General features: G+C 37.5%; 16 protein-coding genes and 2 pseudogenes. 11 read left to right on the forward strand and 7 right to left on the reverse strand.

Annotated elements, in window-relative coordinates; all coding sequences use genetic code 11:
* Nucleotides 1-76: 76 nt before the first annotated feature.
* The 3 genes from rpoB (at nt 77) to PSF86_RS15320 (ending at nt 8769) form a co-directional block, all read left to right on the forward strand.
* A complete protein-coding gene (gene rpoB / locus PSF86_RS15310; RefSeq protein ID WP_277900967.1) occupies nt 77-3886 on the forward strand; it encodes a DNA-directed RNA polymerase subunit beta in 3810 nt (1269 codons plus the stop codon).
* A gap of 89 nt (nt 3887-3975) precedes the next feature.
* Nucleotides 3976-8280: a DNA-directed RNA polymerase subunit beta' gene (gene rpoC / locus PSF86_RS15315; RefSeq protein ID WP_277900968.1), complete on the forward strand. Its 4305-nt coding sequence runs from the start codon at nt 3976-3978 to the stop codon at nt 8278-8280.
* Between the two features lie 174 nt (nt 8281-8454).
* Nucleotides 8455-8769: a DUF3467 domain-containing protein gene (locus PSF86_RS15320; protein ID WP_277900969.1), complete on the forward strand. Its 315-nt coding sequence runs from the start codon at nt 8455-8457 to the stop codon at nt 8767-8769.
* Nucleotides 8770-8904: 135 nt separating this feature from the next.
* On the opposite strand, the gene PSF86_RS15325 is transcribed toward PSF86_RS15320, so the two are convergent.
* On the reverse strand, nt 8905-9621 hold the full coding sequence (locus PSF86_RS15325) for a DUF4197 family protein (protein WP_277900970.1): 717 nt from the start codon (nt 9619-9621) through the stop codon (nt 8905-8907).
* A 78-nt stretch (nt 9622-9699) separates the two neighbouring features.
* Nucleotides 9700-10197 carry a metallophosphoesterase family protein gene (locus PSF86_RS15330; protein WP_277900971.1) on the reverse strand — a complete coding sequence of 166 codons (498 nt, stop codon included), beginning with the start codon at nt 10195-10197 and terminating at the stop codon, nt 9700-9702.
* Nucleotides 10198-10447: 250 nt separating this feature from the next.
* On the opposite strand from PSF86_RS15330, the gene truA reads away from it, so the two are divergent.
* Entirely contained in the window at nt 10448-11203 is a 756-nt protein-coding gene (gene truA, locus PSF86_RS15335) for a tRNA pseudouridine(38-40) synthase TruA (protein WP_277900972.1), read from the forward strand.
* Nucleotides 11196-12965, forward strand: a complete 1770-nt coding sequence (locus tag PSF86_RS15340) for an ABC transporter ATP-binding protein (RefSeq protein WP_277900973.1) — start codon at nt 11196-11198, stop codon at nt 12963-12965. Before truA ends, PSF86_RS15340 begins: the two co-directional genes overlap by 8 nt.
* 6 nt (nt 12966-12971) lie before the next feature.
* Here PSF86_RS15340 and PSF86_RS15345 read toward each other — a convergent pair whose 3' ends face one another.
* From PSF86_RS15345 to folP, 3 genes are all read right to left on the reverse strand, one after another.
* On the reverse strand, nt 12972-13772 hold the full coding sequence (locus tag PSF86_RS15345) for a class I SAM-dependent methyltransferase (protein ID WP_277900974.1): 801 nt from the start codon (nt 13770-13772) through the stop codon (nt 12972-12974).
* Between the two features lie 152 nt (nt 13773-13924).
* Nucleotides 13925-14710 carry a diadenylate cyclase CdaA gene (cdaA, locus tag PSF86_RS15350; RefSeq protein WP_277900975.1) on the reverse strand — a complete coding sequence of 262 codons (786 nt, stop codon included), beginning with the start codon at nt 14708-14710 and terminating at the stop codon, nt 13925-13927.
* Between the two features lie 333 nt (nt 14711-15043).
* The gene (gene folP / locus PSF86_RS15355; RefSeq protein WP_277900976.1) at nt 15044-15883 is read right to left on the reverse strand and encodes a dihydropteroate synthase; all 840 of its coding nucleotides are present in this window, start codon (nt 15881-15883) and stop codon (nt 15044-15046) included.
* A 130-nt stretch (nt 15884-16013) separates the two neighbouring features.
* Here folP and PSF86_RS15360 point away from each other — a divergent pair, with 130 nt between their 5' ends.
* The 6 genes and pseudogenes from PSF86_RS15360 to PSF86_RS15380 all read left to right on the forward strand — a co-directional run bounded on the left by PSF86_RS15360 (nt 16014) and on the right by PSF86_RS15380 (nt 20356).
* Nucleotides 16014-16553 (forward strand): DUF1599 domain-containing protein, encoded by a 540-nt coding sequence (locus PSF86_RS15360; protein ID WP_277900977.1) that lies wholly within the window; start codon nt 16014-16016, stop codon nt 16551-16553.
* Between the two features lie 5 nt (nt 16554-16558).
* Nucleotides 16559-17644, forward strand: a pseudogene (locus PSF86_RS17950) (BT_3928 family protein); the annotation flags it as partial.
* 204 nt (nt 17645-17848) lie between these two features.
* Nucleotides 17849-18286, forward strand: a pseudogene (locus PSF86_RS17955) (DUF6624 domain-containing protein); the annotation flags it as partial.
* A gap of 120 nt (nt 18287-18406) precedes the next feature.
* Entirely contained in the window at nt 18407-19156 is a 750-nt protein-coding gene (gene tpiA / locus PSF86_RS15370) for a triose-phosphate isomerase (protein ID WP_277900979.1), read from the forward strand.
* Between the two features lie 75 nt (nt 19157-19231).
* Complete coding sequence (gene prmA, locus PSF86_RS15375; RefSeq protein ID WP_277900980.1) at nt 19232-20065, forward strand: 50S ribosomal protein L11 methyltransferase; 834 nt, start codon at nt 19232-19234, stop codon at nt 20063-20065.
* 15 nt (nt 20066-20080) lie between these two features.
* Entirely contained in the window at nt 20081-20356 is a 276-nt protein-coding gene (locus PSF86_RS15380) for an ATP-dependent Clp protease adaptor ClpS (protein ID WP_277900981.1), read from the forward strand.
* A gap of 38 nt (nt 20357-20394) precedes the next feature.
* On the opposite strand, the gene PSF86_RS15385 is transcribed toward PSF86_RS15380, so the two are convergent.
* On the reverse strand, nt 20395-20601 hold the full coding sequence (locus PSF86_RS15385) for a YgaP family membrane protein (RefSeq protein WP_277900982.1): 207 nt from the start codon (nt 20599-20601) through the stop codon (nt 20395-20397).
* Between the two features lie 51 nt (nt 20602-20652).
* A complete protein-coding gene (locus tag PSF86_RS15390; protein ID WP_277900983.1) occupies nt 20653-21051 on the reverse strand; it encodes a hypothetical protein in 399 nt (132 codons plus the stop codon).
* Nucleotides 21052-21058 lie beyond the last annotated feature (7 nt).

Raw genomic sequence — 21058 nt, forward strand, 5'->3', positions numbered from 1 at the left:
TGAGACCTAAACCCTTTTGCGTATATGAGTATATACGTTTTATCAATTTTCACTTTAATCAAAATATTGTCCATTGATGTTCACAAATCAGACTGAAAGAATTAATTTCGCCTCTGCAAAGAATACCCCGGAATATCCGGATTTCTTGGACATTCAGATTAAATCGTTCCAGGATTTCTTTCAACTGGAAACCAAATCTGAAGAAAGAGGTAACGAAGGTCTTTATAACACCTTCATGGAGAACTTCCCCATTACTGATACGCGTAATCAATTTGTACTTGAATTTTTAGACTACTTTATCGATCCTCCACGTTATTCTATCCAAGAATGTATAGAAAGAGGGTTAACATACAGCGTTCCGCTAAAAGCTAGGCTTAAACTTTATTGTACAGATCCAGAGCACGAAGATTTTGAAACCATAGTACAGGACGTGTATTTGGGTACCATCCCATACATGACACCTAGTGGTACCTTTGTAATAAACGGCGCAGAACGCGTAGTCGTATCGCAATTGCACAGATCTCCAGGTGTATTCTTTGGTCAATCGTTCCATGCTAACGGAACAAAATTATACTCTGCCCGGGTTATTCCTTTTAAAGGATCTTGGATAGAATTTGCTACCGATATCAATAGCGTTATGTACGCTTATATCGATAGAAAGAAAAAATTACCTGTTACTACACTTTTCCGTGCCATTGGATTCGAGCGTGATAAGGATATTCTAGAAATATTCGATCTAGCCGAAGAAGTTAAGGTTTCCAAAAGCGGACTTAAAAAAGTGTTGGGTAGGAAGTTGGCAGCACGTGTGCTAAAAACTTGGCATGAGGATTTTGTTGATGAGGATACAGGCGAGGTGGTTTCCATAGAACGTAACGAAATCATCCTGGATAGAGATACAATTCTAGAAAAAGAACATGTAGATGAAATACTGGAAACCGATGTTAAAACTATCTTGTTGCACAAAGAAGATAGCCAAACAGGAGACTATGCAATTATCTACAACACATTACAAAAAGACCCTACAAACTCTGAAAAAGAAGCTGTAGAGCACATATACCGTCAATTGCGTAATGCCGAACCGCCAGACGAAGAAACAGCAAGGGGCATTATAGACAAACTGTTCTTCTCGGACCAACGATACAACTTAGGTGAAGTTGGCCGTTATAGAATGAACAAGAAGTTAGGCTTGAATATCGACATGGATAAGCAAGTGTTAACTAAAGAAGATATTATTACAATTATTAAATATCTTATCGAGTTAATTAATTCCAAAGCAGAGATCGATGATATCGACCACTTGTCAAACCGTCGTGTTAGAACCGTTGGAGAACAATTGTCCTCTCAGTTTGGAGTAGGTCTTGCACGTATGGCAAGAACCATCCGCGAGCGTATGAACGTTCGTGACAACGAGGTGTTTACGCCAATCGATTTGATCAATGCCAAGACATTGTCATCGGTTATTAACTCGTTCTTTGGTACCAACCAGTTGTCTCAGTTTATGGATCAAACCAATCCATTGGCAGAGATTACGCACAAACGTCGTTTATCAGCATTAGGGCCTGGAGGTCTTTCCCGTGAAAGGGCTGGTTTCGAGGTGCGTGACGTTCACTATACTCACTACGGGCGTCTTTGTCCTATTGAAACGCCTGAAGGACCGAACATTGGTTTGATATCTTCATTGAGCGTGTTTGCAAAAGTGAACAGTATGGGCTTCATTGAAACACCATATAGAAAAGTAAACGAAGGTAAGGTAGACCTTTCCGAAATACTTTACTTAAGTGCCGAAGAAGAAGAAGAAAAGAAAATTGCACAGGCAAACATCCCTTTAAAAAACGATGGTACCATCGATACAGAAAAGGTAATTGCCCGTGAAGAAGGCGATTTTCCGGTAGTAGATCCGGTAGAAGTACACTATACAGATGTTGCTCCTAACCAAATTGCATCAATTTCTGCATCCTTAATTCCATTCTTGGAACACGATGATGCAAACCGTGCACTGATGGGATCGAACATGATGCGCCAGGCAGTACCATTATTAAGACCGGAGTCGCCAATTGTAGGGACTGGTTTGGAACGTCAAGTAGCATCAGATTCAAGAGTATTGGTAAATGCTGAAGGAAATGGAGTTGTAGATTATGTAGATGCTTCAAAAATCGTTATTAAGTACGATAGAACAGAAAATGACAGATTGGTAAGTTTTGACGATGACTTTAAAACCTACGATCTCGTTAAATTCAGAAAAACAAACCAAGGTACTTCCATAAACTTGAAGCCTATTGTTAAAAAAGGCGATAAAGTTGCCAAAGGACAAGTACTTTGTGAAGGGTATGCAACACAACAAGGAGAACTTGCTTTGGGTAGAAACCTACAAGTAGCGTTCATGCCTTGGAAAGGATATAACTTCGAGGATGCGATCGTAATTTCTGAGAAAGTAGTAAGGGAAGATATCTTTACTTCTATCCATATCGACGAATATTCACTTGAAGTTAGGGATACCAAGCTTGGTGCCGAAGAATTGACAAACGACATACCAAATGTTTCTGAAGAGGCCACAAAAGACCTCGATGAAAACGGGATGATCCGTATTGGTGCCGAAGTAAAACCGGGCGATATTTTAATTGGTAAGATTACACCAAAAGGAGAATCAGATCCAACCCCGGAAGAAAAATTACTTCGAGCTATCTTTGGAGATAAAGCCGGTGACGTAAAAGACGCTTCATTAAAAGCTTCTCCGTCATTAAGTGGTGTTGTTATAGACAAGAAATTGTTCTCAAGGGCTATTAAAGATAAGCGCAAAAGAGCAAAAGATAAAGAAGATATCGCTAAGCTTGAATTGGAATTTGAAACAAAATTCACACAGCTTAAAGATGTATTGGTAGAAAAATTGTTCTCGATTGTAAACGGGAAAACATCGCAAGGTGTATTTAACGATTTAGGCGAAGAAGTATTCCCTAAAGGAAAAAAATACACGCAAAAGATGTTGAATGCAGTTGATGATTTTGCGCATTTGGTAAGCGGAACTTGGACTACTGATGATGAAACCAATGCATTGATAAACGATCTTCTTCACAATTATAAAATTAAACTGAACGACCTTCAAGGAGCGTTGCGAAGAGATAAATTTACCATTTCTGTGGGAGATGAACTGCCTGCAGGAATTATGAAGCTTGCCAAAGTTTATATCGCTAAAAAGCGTAAGCTTAAAGTAGGAGATAAAATGGCAGGACGTCACGGTAACAAAGGTATCGTTGCAAGAATAACACGTCAGGAGGACATGCCGTTCCTAGAAGATGGTACGCCGGTAGATATCGTGTTGAACCCACTTGGGGTACCTTCACGTATGAACATCGGGCAGATTTACGAGACCGTATTAGGATGGGCCGGTAAAAACCTTGACAAGAAATTCGCAACACCAATCTTTGATGGTGCTTCCTTAGATCAAATCAACGAACTGACCGATGAGGCAGGAATCCCAAGATTTGGCCATACACACTTGTATGACGGTGGTACCGGAGAACGTTTCGACCAAGCAGCAACAGTAGGAGTTATCTATATGCTTAAGTTAGGGCATATGGTAGACGACAAAATGCACGCACGTTCTATTGGTCCATACTCATTAATTACACAACAGCCATTAGGTGGTAAAGCACAATTTGGTGGTCAGCGTTTTGGTGAGATGGAGGTTTGGGCACTTGAAGCATACGGAGCATCAAGTACACTAAGGGAAATCTTGACTGTAAAATCTGATGATGTTATCGGTAGAGCCAAAACATACGAGTCTATCGTAAAAGGAGAGATGATGCCAGAACCAGGGTTGCCAGAATCATTCAATGTATTGATGCATGAATTAAAAGGCCTTGGATTAGATATCAGATTAGAAGAATAATAATTTTAGCAAAGGGCATTTGGTTTTACCGGGTGCCTTTGCTAAAAAGGTAATACTAAATTACACTTAATTCATTATCACCATATATTATGGCTAGAAATAATAAAGATAAGAATACAGTACAGAGGTTTAACAAAATCTCAATTGGTTTGGCCTCTCCGGAATCTATTTTAGCAGAATCCAGAGGAGAAGTGCTTAAACCGGAAACCATTAACTACCGTACACACAAGCCTGAGCGTGACGGTCTTTTCTGTGAGCGTATTTTTGGTCCCGTAAAGGATTACGAATGTGCCTGCGGTAAATATAAAAGAATACGATATAAAGGAATTGTTTGCGACCGATGTGGGGTGGAAGTTACCGAGAAAAAAGTACGTCGCGACAGGGTAGGCCATATCAATTTGGTAGTGCCCGTAGCCCATATATGGTATTTCCGTTCTTTACCTAATAAAATTGGGTACCTTCTTGGATTACCATCTAAGAAGCTAGACATGATTATCTATTACGAGCGTTATGTTGTTATCCAGCCGGGTAACGCCAAAAATGCCGATGGGGATCCTGTTGAAAAAATGGATTTCTTAACGGAAGAAGAATACTTGAATATTCTAGAATCACTTCCTGCGGAAAATCAATACTTGGAAGATACCGACCCAAATAAGTTCATTGCTAAAATGGGTGCCGAATGTCTTATAGAATTACTCTCAAGAATCGACTTGAACGAGCTTTCTTATGAATTAAGACACAAGGCAAACAACGAAACATCAAAACAACGTAAAACAGAGGCCTTAAAACGTCTTCAGGTTGTTGAGGCACTTCGTGAATCTCAAAAGAACAGAGAGAACAATCCGGAATGGATGATTATGAAAGTGGTTCCGGTTATTCCACCGGAATTACGTCCGTTAGTTCCATTGGACGGAGGACGTTTTGCAACTTCCGATTTAAATGATCTTTACCGACGTGTAATCATCAGGAACAACCGTTTAAAACGCTTGATGGAAATCAAGGCGCCAGAAGTTATCTTGCGTAACGAAAAACGTATGCTTCAAGAATCGGTTGATTCATTGTTCGATAACACACGTAAGTCTTCGGCCGTAAAAACAGAATCAAATAGACCGTTAAAGTCACTTTCAGATTCATTAAAAGGTAAGCAGGGGCGTTTCCGTCAAAACTTACTTGGTAAACGTGTGGACTATTCAGCACGTTCTGTAATTGTTGTTGGACCTGAAATGAAATTGTACGAATGCGGTCTTCCTAAAAATATGGCTGCCGAGCTTTACAAGCCTTTCGTAATTAGAAAACTAATTGAAAGGGGAATTGTAAAAACAGTTAAGTCGGCCAAGAAAATTATAGATAAAAGAGAGCCAGTTGTATGGGATATCCTAGAGAATGTTCTTAAAGGTCATCCGGTACTACTTAACCGTGCCCCCACGCTTCACCGTTTGGGTATCCAGGCATTCCAGCCTAAATTAATAGAGGGTAAAGCCATTCAGTTGCACCCATTGGTTTGTACGGCATTCAACGCCGACTTCGATGGTGACCAAATGGCGGTACACTTACCTTTAGGGCCAGAAGCTATTTTAGAGGCACAAATGTTAATGTTGGCTTCTCATAACATACTAAACCCAGCAAACGGTTCGCCAATTACGGTACCTTCTCAAGACATGGTTCTTGGGCTGTACTACATGACCAAAGCAAGAAAATCTACTCCCGAACATAAAATTAAAGGAGAAGGGCTTACTTTCTATTCTGCCGATGAAGTTACAATAGCTTTCAACGAGAAGAAAGTTGACTTAAATGCTATGGTAAAAGTCCGTGCCAAGGACTTTAATGAAAATGGCGAATTAACAATGCAGATTATAGAAACTACTGTTGGTAGAATTTTGTTCAACCAAGTAGTTCCAGAAAAAGCCGGTTATATTAACGAGGTATTGACCAAAAAATCGCTTCGTGATATTATTGGTAATATTTTAAAAGCTACCGACGTACCTACCACTGCCGAATTCTTGGACAAGATTAAAAGCATGGGGTACAACTTTGCATTTAAAGGAGGTCTTTCTTTCAGTTTAGGAGATATTATCATACCTGAAGAAAAACACCCAATGATTGCAGATGCAAACGAGCAGGTAGAAGGGATTATGATGAATTATAACATGGGATTGATTACCAATAACGAACGTTATAATCAGGTAATTGATGTTTGGACATCTACCAACGCCATGTTGACCGAGCTTGCAATGAAACGCATCCGTGAAGATAACCAAGGGTTTAACTCGGTGTTCATGATGCTTGATTCTGGAGCAAGGGGATCCAAAGAACAGATCCGCCAGCTTACAGGTATGCGTGGATTAATGGCGAAACCTAAAAAATCGACAGCCGGAGGTGGTGAGATTATCGAGAACCCGATTCTTTCAAACTTTAAAGAAGGATTGTCAATTCTTGAATACTTTATCTCTACGCACGGTGCACGTAAAGGATTGGCAGATACCGCGTTAAAAACGGCCGATGCCGGTTACTTAACACGTCGTTTGGTAGACGTTTCGCAAGATGTTATTGTAAATACCGAAGACTGTGGAACACTTCGCGGAGTGGAAGTAGAAGCGTTAAAGAAAAACGACGAGGTTGTAGAATCTTTAGGTGAAAGAATCTTAGGACGTGTTTCTTTACACGATGTATACGATCCGCTTACAGAAGAATTGTTGGTAGGGGCAGGTGAAGAAGTTTCAGAAGAAATCGTTAAGAAGATAGAAGCATCTCCTGTAGAAAGAATGGAAGTACGTTCGCCACTTACTTGTGAAGCAAAACAGGGTATTTGTGCAAAATGTTACGGCCGTAACCTAGCTACCGGAAAAATGGTTCAACGTGGAGAAGCCGTTGGTGTTGTGGCTGCCCAATCTATTGGGGAACCAGGTACACAGCTTACATTGCGTACCTTCCACGTAGGGGGTATTGCCGGAAACATTTCAGAAGAAAATAAAATCATTACCAAGTTTAAGAGTAAGATTGAAATAGAAGATCTTAAAACTGTAAAAGGAACAGATGCTGATGGAAAAGAGGTTGATATTGTAATTTCCAGAACAGCAGAAGTTAAATTTATAGATGAGAAAACGGGTATTATATTGGCTACCAATAATGTTCCTTACGGTTCGCAAATCTTTGTTAAAGAAGGGCAGACCCTAAGCAAAGGAGATGTGGTATGTCAGTGGGATCCGTACAATGCCGTGATTATTTCAGAATTCTCTGGAAAAATTGCTTACGAGAACATCGAGCAAGGTGTAACGTACCAAGTTGAGATTGACGAACAGACTGGATTCCAGGAAAAGGTAATTTCTGAATCTAGAAACAAAAAGCTAATCCCAACCTTACTTATTAAAGATAAAAAAGGGGAAACGCTACGTTCGTACAACCTGCCTGTAGGTGCACACATTATGGTCGATAACGATGAAAAGATAGAAGAAGGTAAGATTCTTGTAAAAATACCAAGAAGGTCATCAAAAGCCGGGGATATTACAGGGGGTCTTCCAAGAGTTACCGAGCTTTTTGAAGCACGTAACCCTTCAAATCCAGCCGTTGTTACAGAAATAGATGGTGTAGTTTCATTTGGAAAAATAAAAAGAGGTAACCGTGAAATTATAGTGGAGTCTAAATTGGGCGATATTAAAAAGTATTTGGTAAAATTATCCAATCAGATACTTGTTCAGGAGAACGATTACGTCCGTGCCGGAATGCCACTTTCTGATGGATCGATTACTCCAGAAGATATTTTAAGGATTAAAGGACCTTCTGCCGTTCAGCAATACCTAGTGAACGAAGTACAGGAAGTATATCGTTTACAAGGGGTGAAAATTAACGATAAGCACTTTGAGGTTGTAGTACGTCAAATGATGCGTAAAGTTAATATTCAGGATTCTGGAGATACTACGTTCTTAGAGCAACAACTAGTTCATAAAGATGATTTCATTGAAGAAAATGACAGGATTTTTGGAATGAAAGTTATCGAAGAAGCGGGAGATTCAGATACCTTGAGAGCTGGACAGATTATTTCTCCACGTGAATTAAGGGATGAAAACTCAATCTTAAGAAGAGCCGATAAGCAATTGGTAGTGGCCAGGGACGCTGTTCCTGCGGTTGCAACGCCAATATTGCAAGGTATTACCAGGGCATCGTTACAAACTAAGTCGTTTATATCGGCTGCATCGTTCCAGGAAACTACAAAAGTCCTTAACGAAGCTGCGGTAAGCGGTAAGGTAGATGACCTTGAAGGATTGAAAGAGAATGTAATTGTTGGACATAAAATCCCGGCAGGTACCGGAATGAGAGACTACGATAATATTATTGTAGGCTCTAAAGAAGAGTACAACGAGATTATGGCCAGTAAACAACAGCACGTTAATTTTTAAGTTTATAGCTTAATATATAATATAGAAACCCCAAAGGATGACAAATCCTTTGGGGTTTTCTTTTTTTATATGTTATTTTTACAAGAGCAAAAAAAGGTTGGCAAAATGTATTGCAACTTAAAAAACGCTCCCACAATAATTGGTTACAACTTTACAAACTTTTAAACAAATACAATGAGCGATCAGAACGAACAAAAGAAAAATCAAATCAATATAGAAATAGACGATGCCACTGCCGAAGGAACCTACGCCAACTTGGCAATTATCAATCATTCGGTATCAGAATTTGTAGTGGATTTTATAAGTATCATGCCGGGAAGACCCAAAGCAAAGGTTAAGAGCAGGATTATATTGACACCACAGCATGCCAAACGCTTTTTAAAGGCATTGAACGACAATGTGCACAGGTTTGAACAGGCCCATGGAGAAATCAAGGATTACGAGCAACCGCCGATTCCATTAAATTTTGGCCCAACAGGCGAGGCATAACTTATGTAAGTTGGGCTGGTCCCTGCTAAAAGAACTCGTTCAATCAAGCTGTAGAATACCTTAGTTATTATAAATAAAGTAAACTAAAATTTCAATAAACTCAGGAAGACAGCGCTTCTTTAGGTATTATTTAGCTTAATTGGTTAATATTGAGTTTAATATAGTTGAAGGGTTGGCACGTGTATCGTTTTCCACATCTTCCACAATGCTAAATAGGCCATCTGTTAGTTGTTTTGTAATAGCATCGTTTAAAAGTTCTGTAGTGTTTGTAGCTGTGCCATTTCCTAAAACAGTACCTAAAATAGCATTAAGGGAGCTGTTGTTACTACCCAAAGCGTTAGAGAGTAATGAGTTAATCCCAAGGCTTTCGGTCTGTTTGTTTACTACTGGGCCAATGGCTGTTGTAAGGTCGTTATATGTTTTACCTTTTAAATATTGGGTAGCAGCACCTTTTCCGCCAGAAATAATATTGATGGCATCCTGAGGGGTCATTTCATTAATGGCTTTTGTAACAATTGGGCGGGCAGTATTTATGGAAGCATTGGCAATATCGCTAATCAATGCCTGTTCTTTTTCTACAACTTGAGAAAGCCCCAAAGATTCCAATTTACTGTTGATGTCCTTTAACTTTTGTGGCATGGCGGCATCGATAAGCGCATTGGTCATAAATTTATTTTGATCGCCAAAAACATCAAAAGCAGATTGTGTGCCGTTTTTTAAAACAGACTGAACAGTATTCAACATTACATTACTGTTTTGAGTACCGCTTCCGGCAGTGTTCATGGATGTACAACCGTAAAAATTTAGTAAACCGGCCATTAATAAAACTGGGATGAGAGCAATTTTTTTCATGTTTTTTCTTTTTGTCAATCGTAAAAATACACCCTTTTTAGAATATAAGCTGAAAATTTAAAAAGAAAAGGCGAGTATTTACGCTCTTTTTTCCAGCTCGATAATTTCCAGGTCTTTTATGTTTTCACCATCAATAACAAACCGGAGCATTGTTCTTACTTTATGAAAACCGTACTTTCCGGCCGCTCCGGGGTTCATATGCAGAAGGTTTAACTTTTTATCCCACATGACTTTTAAAATATGAGAATGCCCACTTATGAACAATTTTGGCGGGTTGTTTTGTATAGCTTCGCGAATTCTCCTGTCATACCTGTTTGGGTAACCTCCAATATGGGTAATCCATACATCTACATTTTCACACATAAACCTATTGTTTTCTGGAAATTCGGCTCTTATTACATCATCATCAATATTACCAAAAACACCTTTTAAGGGTTTTAGTTTTTTTATGGTGTCGGTAACCTTTTGGTCCCCAATATCCCCGGCATGCCAAACTTCGTCTGCCTGCTTGACATATTTTAATATTTGGTTGTCAATAAAACTGTGCGTGTCTGATAGCAATAGTATTTTTTGCATAAAATAGGTTGAAGGTTCTTAAAAATAAAGTCACATAAAAATAAATTGAATATCCGTAATTAATCAAAATGATTCTGCTTCTGGCATTAAGCATCATGGTATGACCAATAGCGGACAATCAGAAAATAAAAATGGGAATGTTTAATTTAATGCATTGTTTTTTATTATTAAATTTTTAACCTTTTCCCTTTAACTTCTTGCTTTAAAATATTGGTATCTTTGTACCTTGTTGCAAAAATAACATTTTGGTTTGAGATATTTTTTAGAGCTATCATACAATGGTAAGCACTATCACGGTTGGCAAAATCAACCCAATGCCATTTCGGTTCAGGAAGTATTGGAAAAAGCACTTTCTACACTTTTACGTGCCGAAATTCAAATTTTAGGAGCGGGAAGAACAGACTCGGGAGTACATGCCAAGCAAATGTACGCCCATTTTGATATGGAAATTATGATAGACAAAAATGAGCTGATTTATAAGTTGAACAGCTTTTTGCCGACCGATATAGCCATTCACGACATAAAAATAGTAAACAGCGATGCACATGCCAGATTTGATGCCGAGCAACGCAGTTACGAATATTGGATAGTGCAGCAAAAAGATCCATTTTATACTGATTTTGCATATTATTTAAAAGCCAATTTGAATGTCGATAAAATGAACGAAGCGGCAACCGAATTATTAAAACATAAAGATTTTCAGTGTTTTTCTAAATCCAACACAGATGTAAAAACCTATATTTGTGATGTTAAAAAAGCAGTTTGGGTACAGGAAAAAAATAAGTTAGTTTTTTATATTTCCGCCGACAGATTTTTAAGGAATATGGTGCGTGCAATAGTTGGTACGTTGATAAATGTAGGAATGGGGAAATCTTCTGTTGAAGACGTTAAAAAAATAATTGAAAGTAAAAAAAGGAGCAATGCGGGGGCATCGGTTCCGGCACACGGATTGTATTTAACCGAAGTTCTATACCCCGATGCTATATATAAAAATATAAATGAGTAAAGATACAACAGGAAATACCTTTGATGTGGGGTTGTTTAGGCGGTTAATGCGCTATACAAAACCATACAGGCTTACTTTTTTGGGAGTTGCGCTTGCAGCAATAATGCTTTCTGTATTTTCATCGGTACGGCCCATATTACTAAAATATACCGTAGATGACTATATTTTAAACAAAGATGCGCACGGATTGCTCATGTTTGTTGTTTATATGACCGCGGTTTTGTTCCTGGAAGTCATTAGCCAGCTTTCCTTTATTTATTATGCCAATTGGCTAGGGCAATCTGTTATTGAAGACATCCGGGTAAAGCTGTTTAAGCACATGCTCCGTTTCAGGATGAAGTATTTTGATAATTCTTCCGTTGGTATTTTGGTAACCAGGGCGGTGAGCGATATCGAACGTATAGCAGCCATTTTTAGCGATGGTCTGTTCATGATCGTGAGCGATTTGCTTAAAATGATTGTGGTGGCCGGAGTAATGATTTATTTCGACTGGCAATTATCGTTAATCGTTTTTGCAATCTTACCGTTAATGTTATACGCCACCCGATTGTTTCAAAAGGCCATGAAAAAAGCCTTTATTGAAGTGCGCAAAGAAGTATCGAACCTTAATTCTTTTGTTCAGGAACGGTTAACCGGAATGAAGATCGTACAGCTTTTTGTTCGTGAAAAAGAAGAATACAATCAGTTTAAAGTAATTAACAACAAGCATAAAAAAGCGTGGATAAATACGGTTTGGTACAACTCCATTTTTATAGCGGTCGTAGAATTAATGTCGGCCGTTACCACCGGACTTATTGTTTGGTACGGAGGATTAAGAGCTGTTACAGACGGTGCGGAAGACTTGGGTAATATTTTTATGTTTATCATGCTTTCGTCCATGATTTTTAGGCCTTTACGTCAAATAGCCGACAAGTTTAATACGCTGCAAATGGGGATGGTTGCCGCCAACCGTGTTTTTGATATTTTGGATACAGATAGTAAAATTGACAACGATGGGACGGTTATTGCGAAAAACCTTAAAGGTGACATCGTTTTTAAAGATGTCCGTTTTGGATATTTAGAAGATGAAGAAGTTTTGCATGGAATTTCTTTTGAAGCAAAACCGGGAGAAACCATTGCTATTGTAGGCGCTACGGGAGCCGGAAAATCGACCATTATAAACTTGTTAAACCGTTTTTACGATATCAATTCGGGGGCAATTTTAGCCGATGGAGTTAATATTAACGATTTTACATTAGAATCGCTACGCTCTCAAATAGCGGTTGTATTGCAGGATGTTTTCCTTTTTGCCGATACTATTTTGAACAACATTACCTTAAACGATCCCTCTATTAAGGAAGAAGACGTAATACAAGCGGCCAAAGATATTGGCATTCATAAATTTATAAAAAGTTTGCCCGGTGGTTACCATTACAACGTAAAAGAAAGAGGAAGTATGCTTTCCAGCGGACAGCGACAACTTATAGCCTTTTTACGTGCCTATGTAAGCGATCCCAGTATTTTGGTGCTCGATGAGGCCACATCGTCGGTAGATACGCATTCCGAAATCTTGATTCAAAAAGCAACCGATAAAATTACCAAAGGAAGGACGTCTATTGTAATTGCGCACAGACTTGCAACCATAAAAAAAGCAAACAGGATTTTGGTAATGGAAGCCGGAAAAATAGTAGAATCTGGCACACATACCGAGTTGCTTAAAAAAGCAGACGGATATTACCGAAATTTATACGAAGTACAGTTTATGGCCGAAGAAGCTGTTTAAAGTAATTTATTTAATTGCAAATATTGCCCTGTAATTATATGTTATTTTCTTATATGGGGTAATTTTCATTTTTTTTACTTTTTTTATAAAATTGTTTAAACCTATTTCATTTTCCGAAAAACCAAGTTTCAATAAAGCTTCTAAACCACCTTGGCTTAAAGCAATACCTATAAGTTGTTCAGTAGATAATATATCTGTTTTATGAAAAAAAGTTTCTTTAATAAAACTAAAATAGTTACTGTTTTTAATGTTTAATAGGTGCTTCTTTTTATCCCATTTATTGGATATTTGTTGGTTAATGTTTTGGGTTATTGATGTAATATTATCGAATAGTTCATTGTATGCATTTTCATATTCACAATTTACTGAAGGAGGCCATATAATATCATATAAGACAAAAACACCTTCTTTTTTTAGTACACGATTTACTTCCTTTAAAGTACTCTTAGGCTCCATCCAATGAAAAGATTGTGAGCATGTTACTATGTCTGCATTATTAGATGGAACAGGAATATTGCTAGCATAACCGGAAATATATTTAATATTGGGGCTGTTAGTATTATCTATAGCTATTTCTATCATTTCGTTACTTGGTTCAATTCCTGTTATTTTTTTTGCATAAGGAGTCCATGATTTAGTTGAAATGCCAGTGCCGCAACCTAAATCTATAATGGAAGCTGCTTTGGTCTTTCCAAGATAGTTTAGGCTAAGCTGAAGTATTTCTTTTGGAGGGGATGGGCGAAATCTATTATATAGATTTACGTATTTATTACCGGAAAAACGTTCAGCATTTAAAGAAAGGTCCATTTTTAATTGCTTTTAGCATACTTAAATATAGCTTGAATATTTTGTTCATGCTAATGACTAAGTCTTATTATAATATTGAGTAGGCTAAATAATGACTTTTGAATGGGGATTGAGTTTCATAAAGAACATGGACTTTTCTGCTTCTTTAAATGTTAGGATAAATCCTTGATAATCATGTTTTTTAAATCAGAAAGTTCATTGTAAAGTACAAATTCCCCATTTTTCATATAAGAAATCTGACCGTTTTCTTCGCTTACCACCAATGCAACGGCATCTGTTTTTTCGGTTACCCCAATAGCGGCCCGGTGTCGAAGCCCGAAACGGAGCGGAATGGTACGCTCGTTAGACACAGGAAGAATGGCACGCGTGGCAACAATTTTATTGCCTTCTATAATGACCGCACCATCGTGAAGCGTACTATTTTTGTAAAAGATACTTTCTATAATTGGTTGGTTTATTTCAATGTTCATGGTATCTCCCGTATGCTTTACAAAATCAAGGGAGGTGTTCCTTTCTATAACAATGAGGGCACCGGTATGTATAATGCTCATTTTTTCGCAGGCCGCAAGTATGGCATCTATGTTGGTGTCTATGCCAATCCCGTCGTGCTTTAAAAAGTTAAAATGCTTTAAAAAACCTTTTTTGCTGGTAAAATTGGTAGACCCTACCATAAGGAGGAACTTCCTGATTTCTTGTTGAAAAACTACTAAAAGTGCAAAGAACCCAGCCCCAATGAATTTTCCAAATATGTTGCTTAGAATGCGCATGTTAAGCGCCTCTGTAAGTAAATAAATTACATAGATAACTACAATCCCTATGAAAATATTAATGGCAACGGTCCCTTTTACCAGTTTGTACAAGTAGTAAAACAAGAATGCCACTAAAAAGATATCGATGATATCTACTATTTTTAATTCAACAAAATCAAATAATTCCAAGGCGTATTGGTTTTATGTAAAAATATAAAATTTAGTTTAGCTTAAAATATAAACCTGAGTTCGATTATTACAACAAAGCCAAAATTAATAAAAGTATTTGGTTGCAAGGCAGGTTTTCTAAGGGATAGCGAGCTATCTCGTGAAAAGTTAACGTAGGAAACAGGTGCTTTTATTAAAAAATTCAGCCTTAATCGTCTCTATTCAGCAATCTGCTTCGGCTTTTTCTGACACAATATCCCATATTGCCTTCAAAAAGGCCTTGTACCTCACTATCTATATGCATTTTTGACAAAGTTAGAATAATCCAACTCAGGTTATAATATTGCACGTGGATCAAATATCCTTTCGGTTTTTTGTTATCATTTCATGTATTTTTATACATTCCATGGCTTCTTTTACATCGTGGACCCTTACTATGTGTGCTCCTTTGCCAAGTGCTACGGTATGGAGGCTCGTGGTGGCATTAAGGGCATTTTCGGGATTGGTATTTAAGAGTTTGTATAGCATTGATTTTCGGCTTATTCCCACCAGTACGGGTAGGTTGATAATGTGCAATAAGTCTAGTTTTGCCATGAGCTCGTAATTTTGGTCCAATGTTTTGGCAAACCCAAAGCCCGGGTCTATAATAATATCATTTATCTTATGTGCCCTGGCCTCGGCAATCCTTTCAGAAAAAAAGTAAATCAGCTCGCGCATAAAATTATGATAAAGAGCATTTTCCTGCATGTTTTTCGGGTTTCCCTTCATATGCATTAAAATATATGGCACATTAAGCTTGCCAACCGTTGAGAGCATATCGGCATCTAAGGTCCCGCCAGAGATATCGTTTACCATACAGGCACCGGCCTCAATGTTCTCTTTGGCAACCTTGGCCCTAAAAGTATCTATGGATATAAGCGTGTTTGGAAAATTTTTTACTATTAGCTCCACAGTTGCAACACTCCGTCTTAGTTCTTCATCAACAGAAATTTCATCGGCACCGGGGCGGGAGCTGTAGGCTCCAACGTCTATAAAGGTAGCACCTTCCCCAAGCATGTTTTCCACGCAGTGGAGTATGTTGGTATCTTTGGTGTATTTTCCACCATCGTAAAAAGAGTCGGGGGTAATATTGAGGATTCCCATTATTTTTGGACTGGAAAGGTCTACAGGGGCACCATTGCAATTGATAGTCATTTTATATAGCTACTTTATATTCAAGAAAATTTTTACGGTCGTTAAAAGTAATTAAAAGGTAAAGTTTATATGGCTAACTTTGAACTTTTAAAAATTTTAAGCGAAATTTACGCAAAATACTATCAAACTTATGCAAAACACATCAAAACAATACGATGAAGCGATTGCCGTTTGTCGTGAATTGTTTGAAAAAAAGATGAAAGACTACGGTAGTGCGTGGCGCATTTTAAGGCTTCCGTCGTTAACAGACCAAATATTTATAAAAGCACAGCGCATACGGTCATTGCAGGAAAAGGAAGTGCGAAAAGTAGATGAAGGCGAAATATCCGAGTTTATAGGGATTATCAATTATTCCATCATGGCGTTGGTGCAAATAGAAAAAGGCGTGGCAAAATATGCAGACCTTTCTGCTGAAGATGCCTTGGCCATGTACGACAAAAAAGCAGGGCAGACCAAGACTTTAATGGAAAACAAAAATCACGATTATGGCGAAGCATGGCGTGATATGCGCGTAAGCTCGCTTACAGATTTAATACTTCAAAAAATATTGCGCGTTAAACAAATTGAAGACAACAAAGGCAAAACCATTGTAAGCGAGGGGATTGATGCCAATTATCAAGATATGATTAATTACTCGGTATTTGCCATGATTCACTTAAATGAAAAATAAAAAGAATGGGTAAAATATTGGTTTCAATAGCAAGAATCTTGGTGGGCTTATTATTTATCATCAGCGGATTAATAAAATTAAACGATCCAGTAGGTTTCTCTTTCAAGCTAGAAGAGTATTTTAGCCCGGGCGTATTAAACTTGGATTTCTTAACACCCTATGCATTGGTCATAGCCATTGTAATTGTTGTGTTTGAAACCTTGCTCGGCGTAATGCTTTTATTGGGTTTTAAACCTAAGTTTACTACATGGAGTTTGCTGTTAATGATTTTCTTTTTTACATTTTTAACATTTTATTCGGCCTATTATAACAAGGTTACCGATTGTGGGTGTTTTGGAGATGCCATAAAATTAACACCTTGGCAATCTTTCTCAAAAGATATTGTTTTACTATTTTTTATTTTAATTCTTTTCTTCGGAAGGAAACACATATCAACGGTTAAATTTGCAAAATCCGGAACATTTATAGCCTTGGCATTGTGTATTATATATGTTTATTATGTATACAACCATTTGCCGGTAATAGATTTCCGCCCATATAAAATAGGAGCGAATATTATGAAGGGGATGCAAATTCCCGAAAATGCCCCAAAGTCCATATATGAATATGCATGGAAATTTAAGGTAAATGGTGAAGAAAAAGTGATAACTACCAATGGCGATTATCCAACGGTAGATGGCGAATTTATTGATGTAAAGACTACCGAGATCCAAAAAGGTTACGAACCGCCCATTCACGATTTTACCATGGAAATTGACGGCGAAGACCATACCGAAGAAATCATGGATCTAAACCATGTATTGGTAGTGGTTTCCAGGGTAATCAACGAAGCCGATGAAAAAGGGTTGCAAGCAATTAAAAAAGTAGCAGAAAAAGCAAAAGAAAAAGGATATAGGGTAATAGGCCTGTCGGCTTCAAACTCAGAACAAATAGCTCCCGTAAAAGAAAAGTATGGGTTGGATTTCGACTTTTATTTTTGCGACTTAACCACCGTAAAGACCATTGTACGCTCCAATCCGGCGCTTTTAGAACTTCAAAAAGGAACCATAACCCAGAAATTACATTATAACGATGCCGATGAATTTGTGTTTAGTAAGGATGTAGTTAAGCAACCTGAAATTAATACAGCATTAAAAAAACAACTAGACAGTATATACAGACTGGATCAAGGGATAAGAGAAATTTATTACGCAAAAAGTAAAGCAAAAAAAGATTCCATAGCAAAAGAAGTTGGAATAGAGGTTCAGGAGGAGGTAAATGATTACATGGATAAAATATGGCCGGTAATTGACTCTACAAATATGGTTGCAGTTGACAAAATTATTGACCAATATGGATATCCAGGAAAATCATTGGTTGGAGAGCCAACCGATAAAGTGGCATGGTATGTAATTCAACATTCTCCAAAGATTGAAGAATATTTGCCTATGCTTCGAAAAGAAGCAGAAAAAGGGGAATTACCAAAACGATTAATGGCATTAATGGAAGACCGTTATTTAATGCAACAAGGGAAGATGCAGATATATGGAACACAAGGCTCTTATATAAATACAGCTGAAGGAAGGATGCCCATTATTTGGCCAATTAAGGATCCAGAAAATGTTAATACAAGAAGAAAGGAGGCTGGGTTGGATACAACCGCAACCGTTGAAGAATATGGCAAAAATCTTTTTGGAGATGATTTTGAATATGAAGTTTTAACTTTGGAAGAGATGAAAAAAATGGAAGAGTAAATAAAATAACACTTTCAACTTTAATTGTAAGAAGATGTTAAGTATATAGCCATGCTGTTACTTAATTAATATTTTTGTATAAACTAAAACAAACACCAATAGTATAATAAAAAGAAAATAATGAGAAAGAAAATTGTTGCCGGAAACTGGAAAATGAACAACGACCTTGCCGAAACACAGACCCTGATAAGCGATCTAAAAAAAAGTATGCCGGCCACCGATGCCGAGGTAAAAATAGCTCCTACTTATACAAGCCTGTACCCGGCATATGAAGCTTTAAAAGAAAATACCATTGAAGTAGTGGCCCAAAACATGCACCAAGCAGAAAACGGGGCTTATACAGGAGAAATCTCTGCGGCCATGTTAAAAAGTGTAGGCATAAAAACAGTTATTTTAGGGCATTCCGAGCGCAGGGCTTATTTTGGTGAAGACGATGCCTTGCTGGCCCAAAAGGTAGATGCAGCCATTAAAAATAATATGGATGTAATTTTTTGTTTTGGAGAGGAACTGGAAGACAGGAAAACCGACAAACATTTTAATTTGGTTGAAAGTCAGTTAAAAAATGCGTTGTTCCATCTTGACACCAATGCATGGAAGCATATTGTTTTGGCATACGAGCCAGTTTGGGCAATTGGTACCGGAGAAACAGCCAGTCCGGAACAAGCTCAGGAAATGCACGAATTTATTAGAAATACAATTGCGGCAAAGTACAGTCAATCGCTGGCAGACGAGGTTTCAATTTTGTACGGCGGAAGCGTAAAGCCAAACAATGCCAAAGAAATTTTCTCTAAACCCGATGTCGATGGCGGACTAATTGGCGGTGCTTCTTTAAAGGCCGAAGATTTTGTGGCAATCGTAAAGGCAATTTAAAAATATAAAATACACATATACCATTGCCTTTCTGTAAAACTATTATGGAAGGGCAATTTTTTTACCGTTACCAAAATGGATCAAATATATCTGGAATATACATTTAGCGTCAATCCCGCCGAGCCGGGAAACGAAATATTAATAGCCGAGCTAGGCTATGCCGGTTTTGAAAGTTTTGTTGAAAATGAAGAAGGGGTAGTGGCGTATATTCAGAAAAATGAATGGACACCAGATGTCTTGGAAACGGTTGAAATAATCAAAAATGAATCTTTTAAGGTTAATTTTACCTACAAAGAAATAGCGCAACAAAATTGGAATGCCGAGTGGGAGAAGAACTTTCATCCTATTGAAGTAGATGGATTGTGCACCGTAAGAGCCCCGTTTCACGAAAAACCATCAACCAAATACGATATCATTATCGAGCCCAAAATGAGTTTTGGGACCGGGCACCACGAAACCACGCACATGATGATTCAATTTCTGTTAAAAAACAACCTTCAAGGAAAAAAAGTGCTGGATATGGGCTGTGGCACGGGCGTGTTGGCAATCCTGGCCGAAAAAGAAGGCGCAACAAACATAGATGCCATTGATATAGATAGATGGTGTTTTGAAAACGCGGTCGAAAATATAACCCGGAACAATTGTGAGCATATAAAAGTATATGAAGGCGATGCTTCATTGCTAAATAATAAAAACTACGATGTAATTATTGCCAATATCAATAGGAACATTCTTTTAGAGGATATCCCAATTTACATTTCCTGTTTAAATAATGATGGAATATTGCTGTTAAGTGGCTTTTATAAAGATGATATTCCTAAAATAAAGGACCGATGCGAGCAATTTTCGTTAAAATTTGTTGAAAATCTGGAAAAGAATCATTGGGTTGCCGTAAAATTTATAAATTAGTACAAAATACTGAATATGAGTACAAAGGAAAGAATTTCAGAAGAATTATTACTTGAGGAAGAAGTGGTAAAACAGAATGAAATCATTCTTTATAATGACGATGTGAACACTTTTGAATATGTTATAGATATGCTCATCAATACCTGTGAGCATACCCCCGAACAAGCAGAACAATGTTCTATTATTGTACATTATAAAGGAAAGTGTACAGTTAAGACCGGCGAATACGACGATTTAAAACCGCGTTGTTCCAAACTACTTCAGGCCGGGCTTAGTGCAGAAATTGTATAATTCATTCTTTTACAAATGCTTTTCTTCAAGGCTATGGCCTAGTTACCGTTTTTATTGGTATCTATCCCAATAATTTTATACAGCGGGCTAAACCTAAATAGGCTGGTAAGTAAAATTGCTATGGCAAAAAGCAGTAACGCTACGCCAATAATACCGCTAATTATTTGGTAATAAAACAATACAGCAATTATAAAGGCAATAACAACCCTGACCAATTTGTCTTTTTGACCCATATTTTTCTTCAAACCAACATTTTTTATAAAAATACAGTTTTACGGTATTTAAAAAAAACAAACCTAAAGATTAACTAACTGTTGCGCGATTTTTTCTGATAATTGAAATGATGAAAGATCGTAAGTTGTGGAATTGTTGTTAAAATAATTAATAAGCTCCCGTGCCTTTAGAAGCATTTTTTCTTTTAGCACGTTGTTGTTTTGGGTAAGGCTGTCATAATATAAAAGTTCGGCCAAGTATTTTATCGATTCAAGATGTTCGTTGTTTTTAGCATTAAAAAAATCAATTAGCACATCTATTTCATTGTCCAGAAAAAAATTAACATCCTTACCCAACATGTCATATGCATTTGCTATATCGGTACTTGAATCTTCTATATTTGTGCCAACCTTCTTTTTAATTTTTTGGAGGGCTTCAAATAAGTCGTTTAAAAACCCTAAAAGATAATCTTTTCTAAGCATTTCTATA

The organism is Galbibacter pacificus, assembly GCF_029603165.1.
Classification (GTDB): Bacteria; Bacteroidota; Bacteroidia; order Flavobacteriales; family Flavobacteriaceae; genus Galbibacter; species Galbibacter pacificus.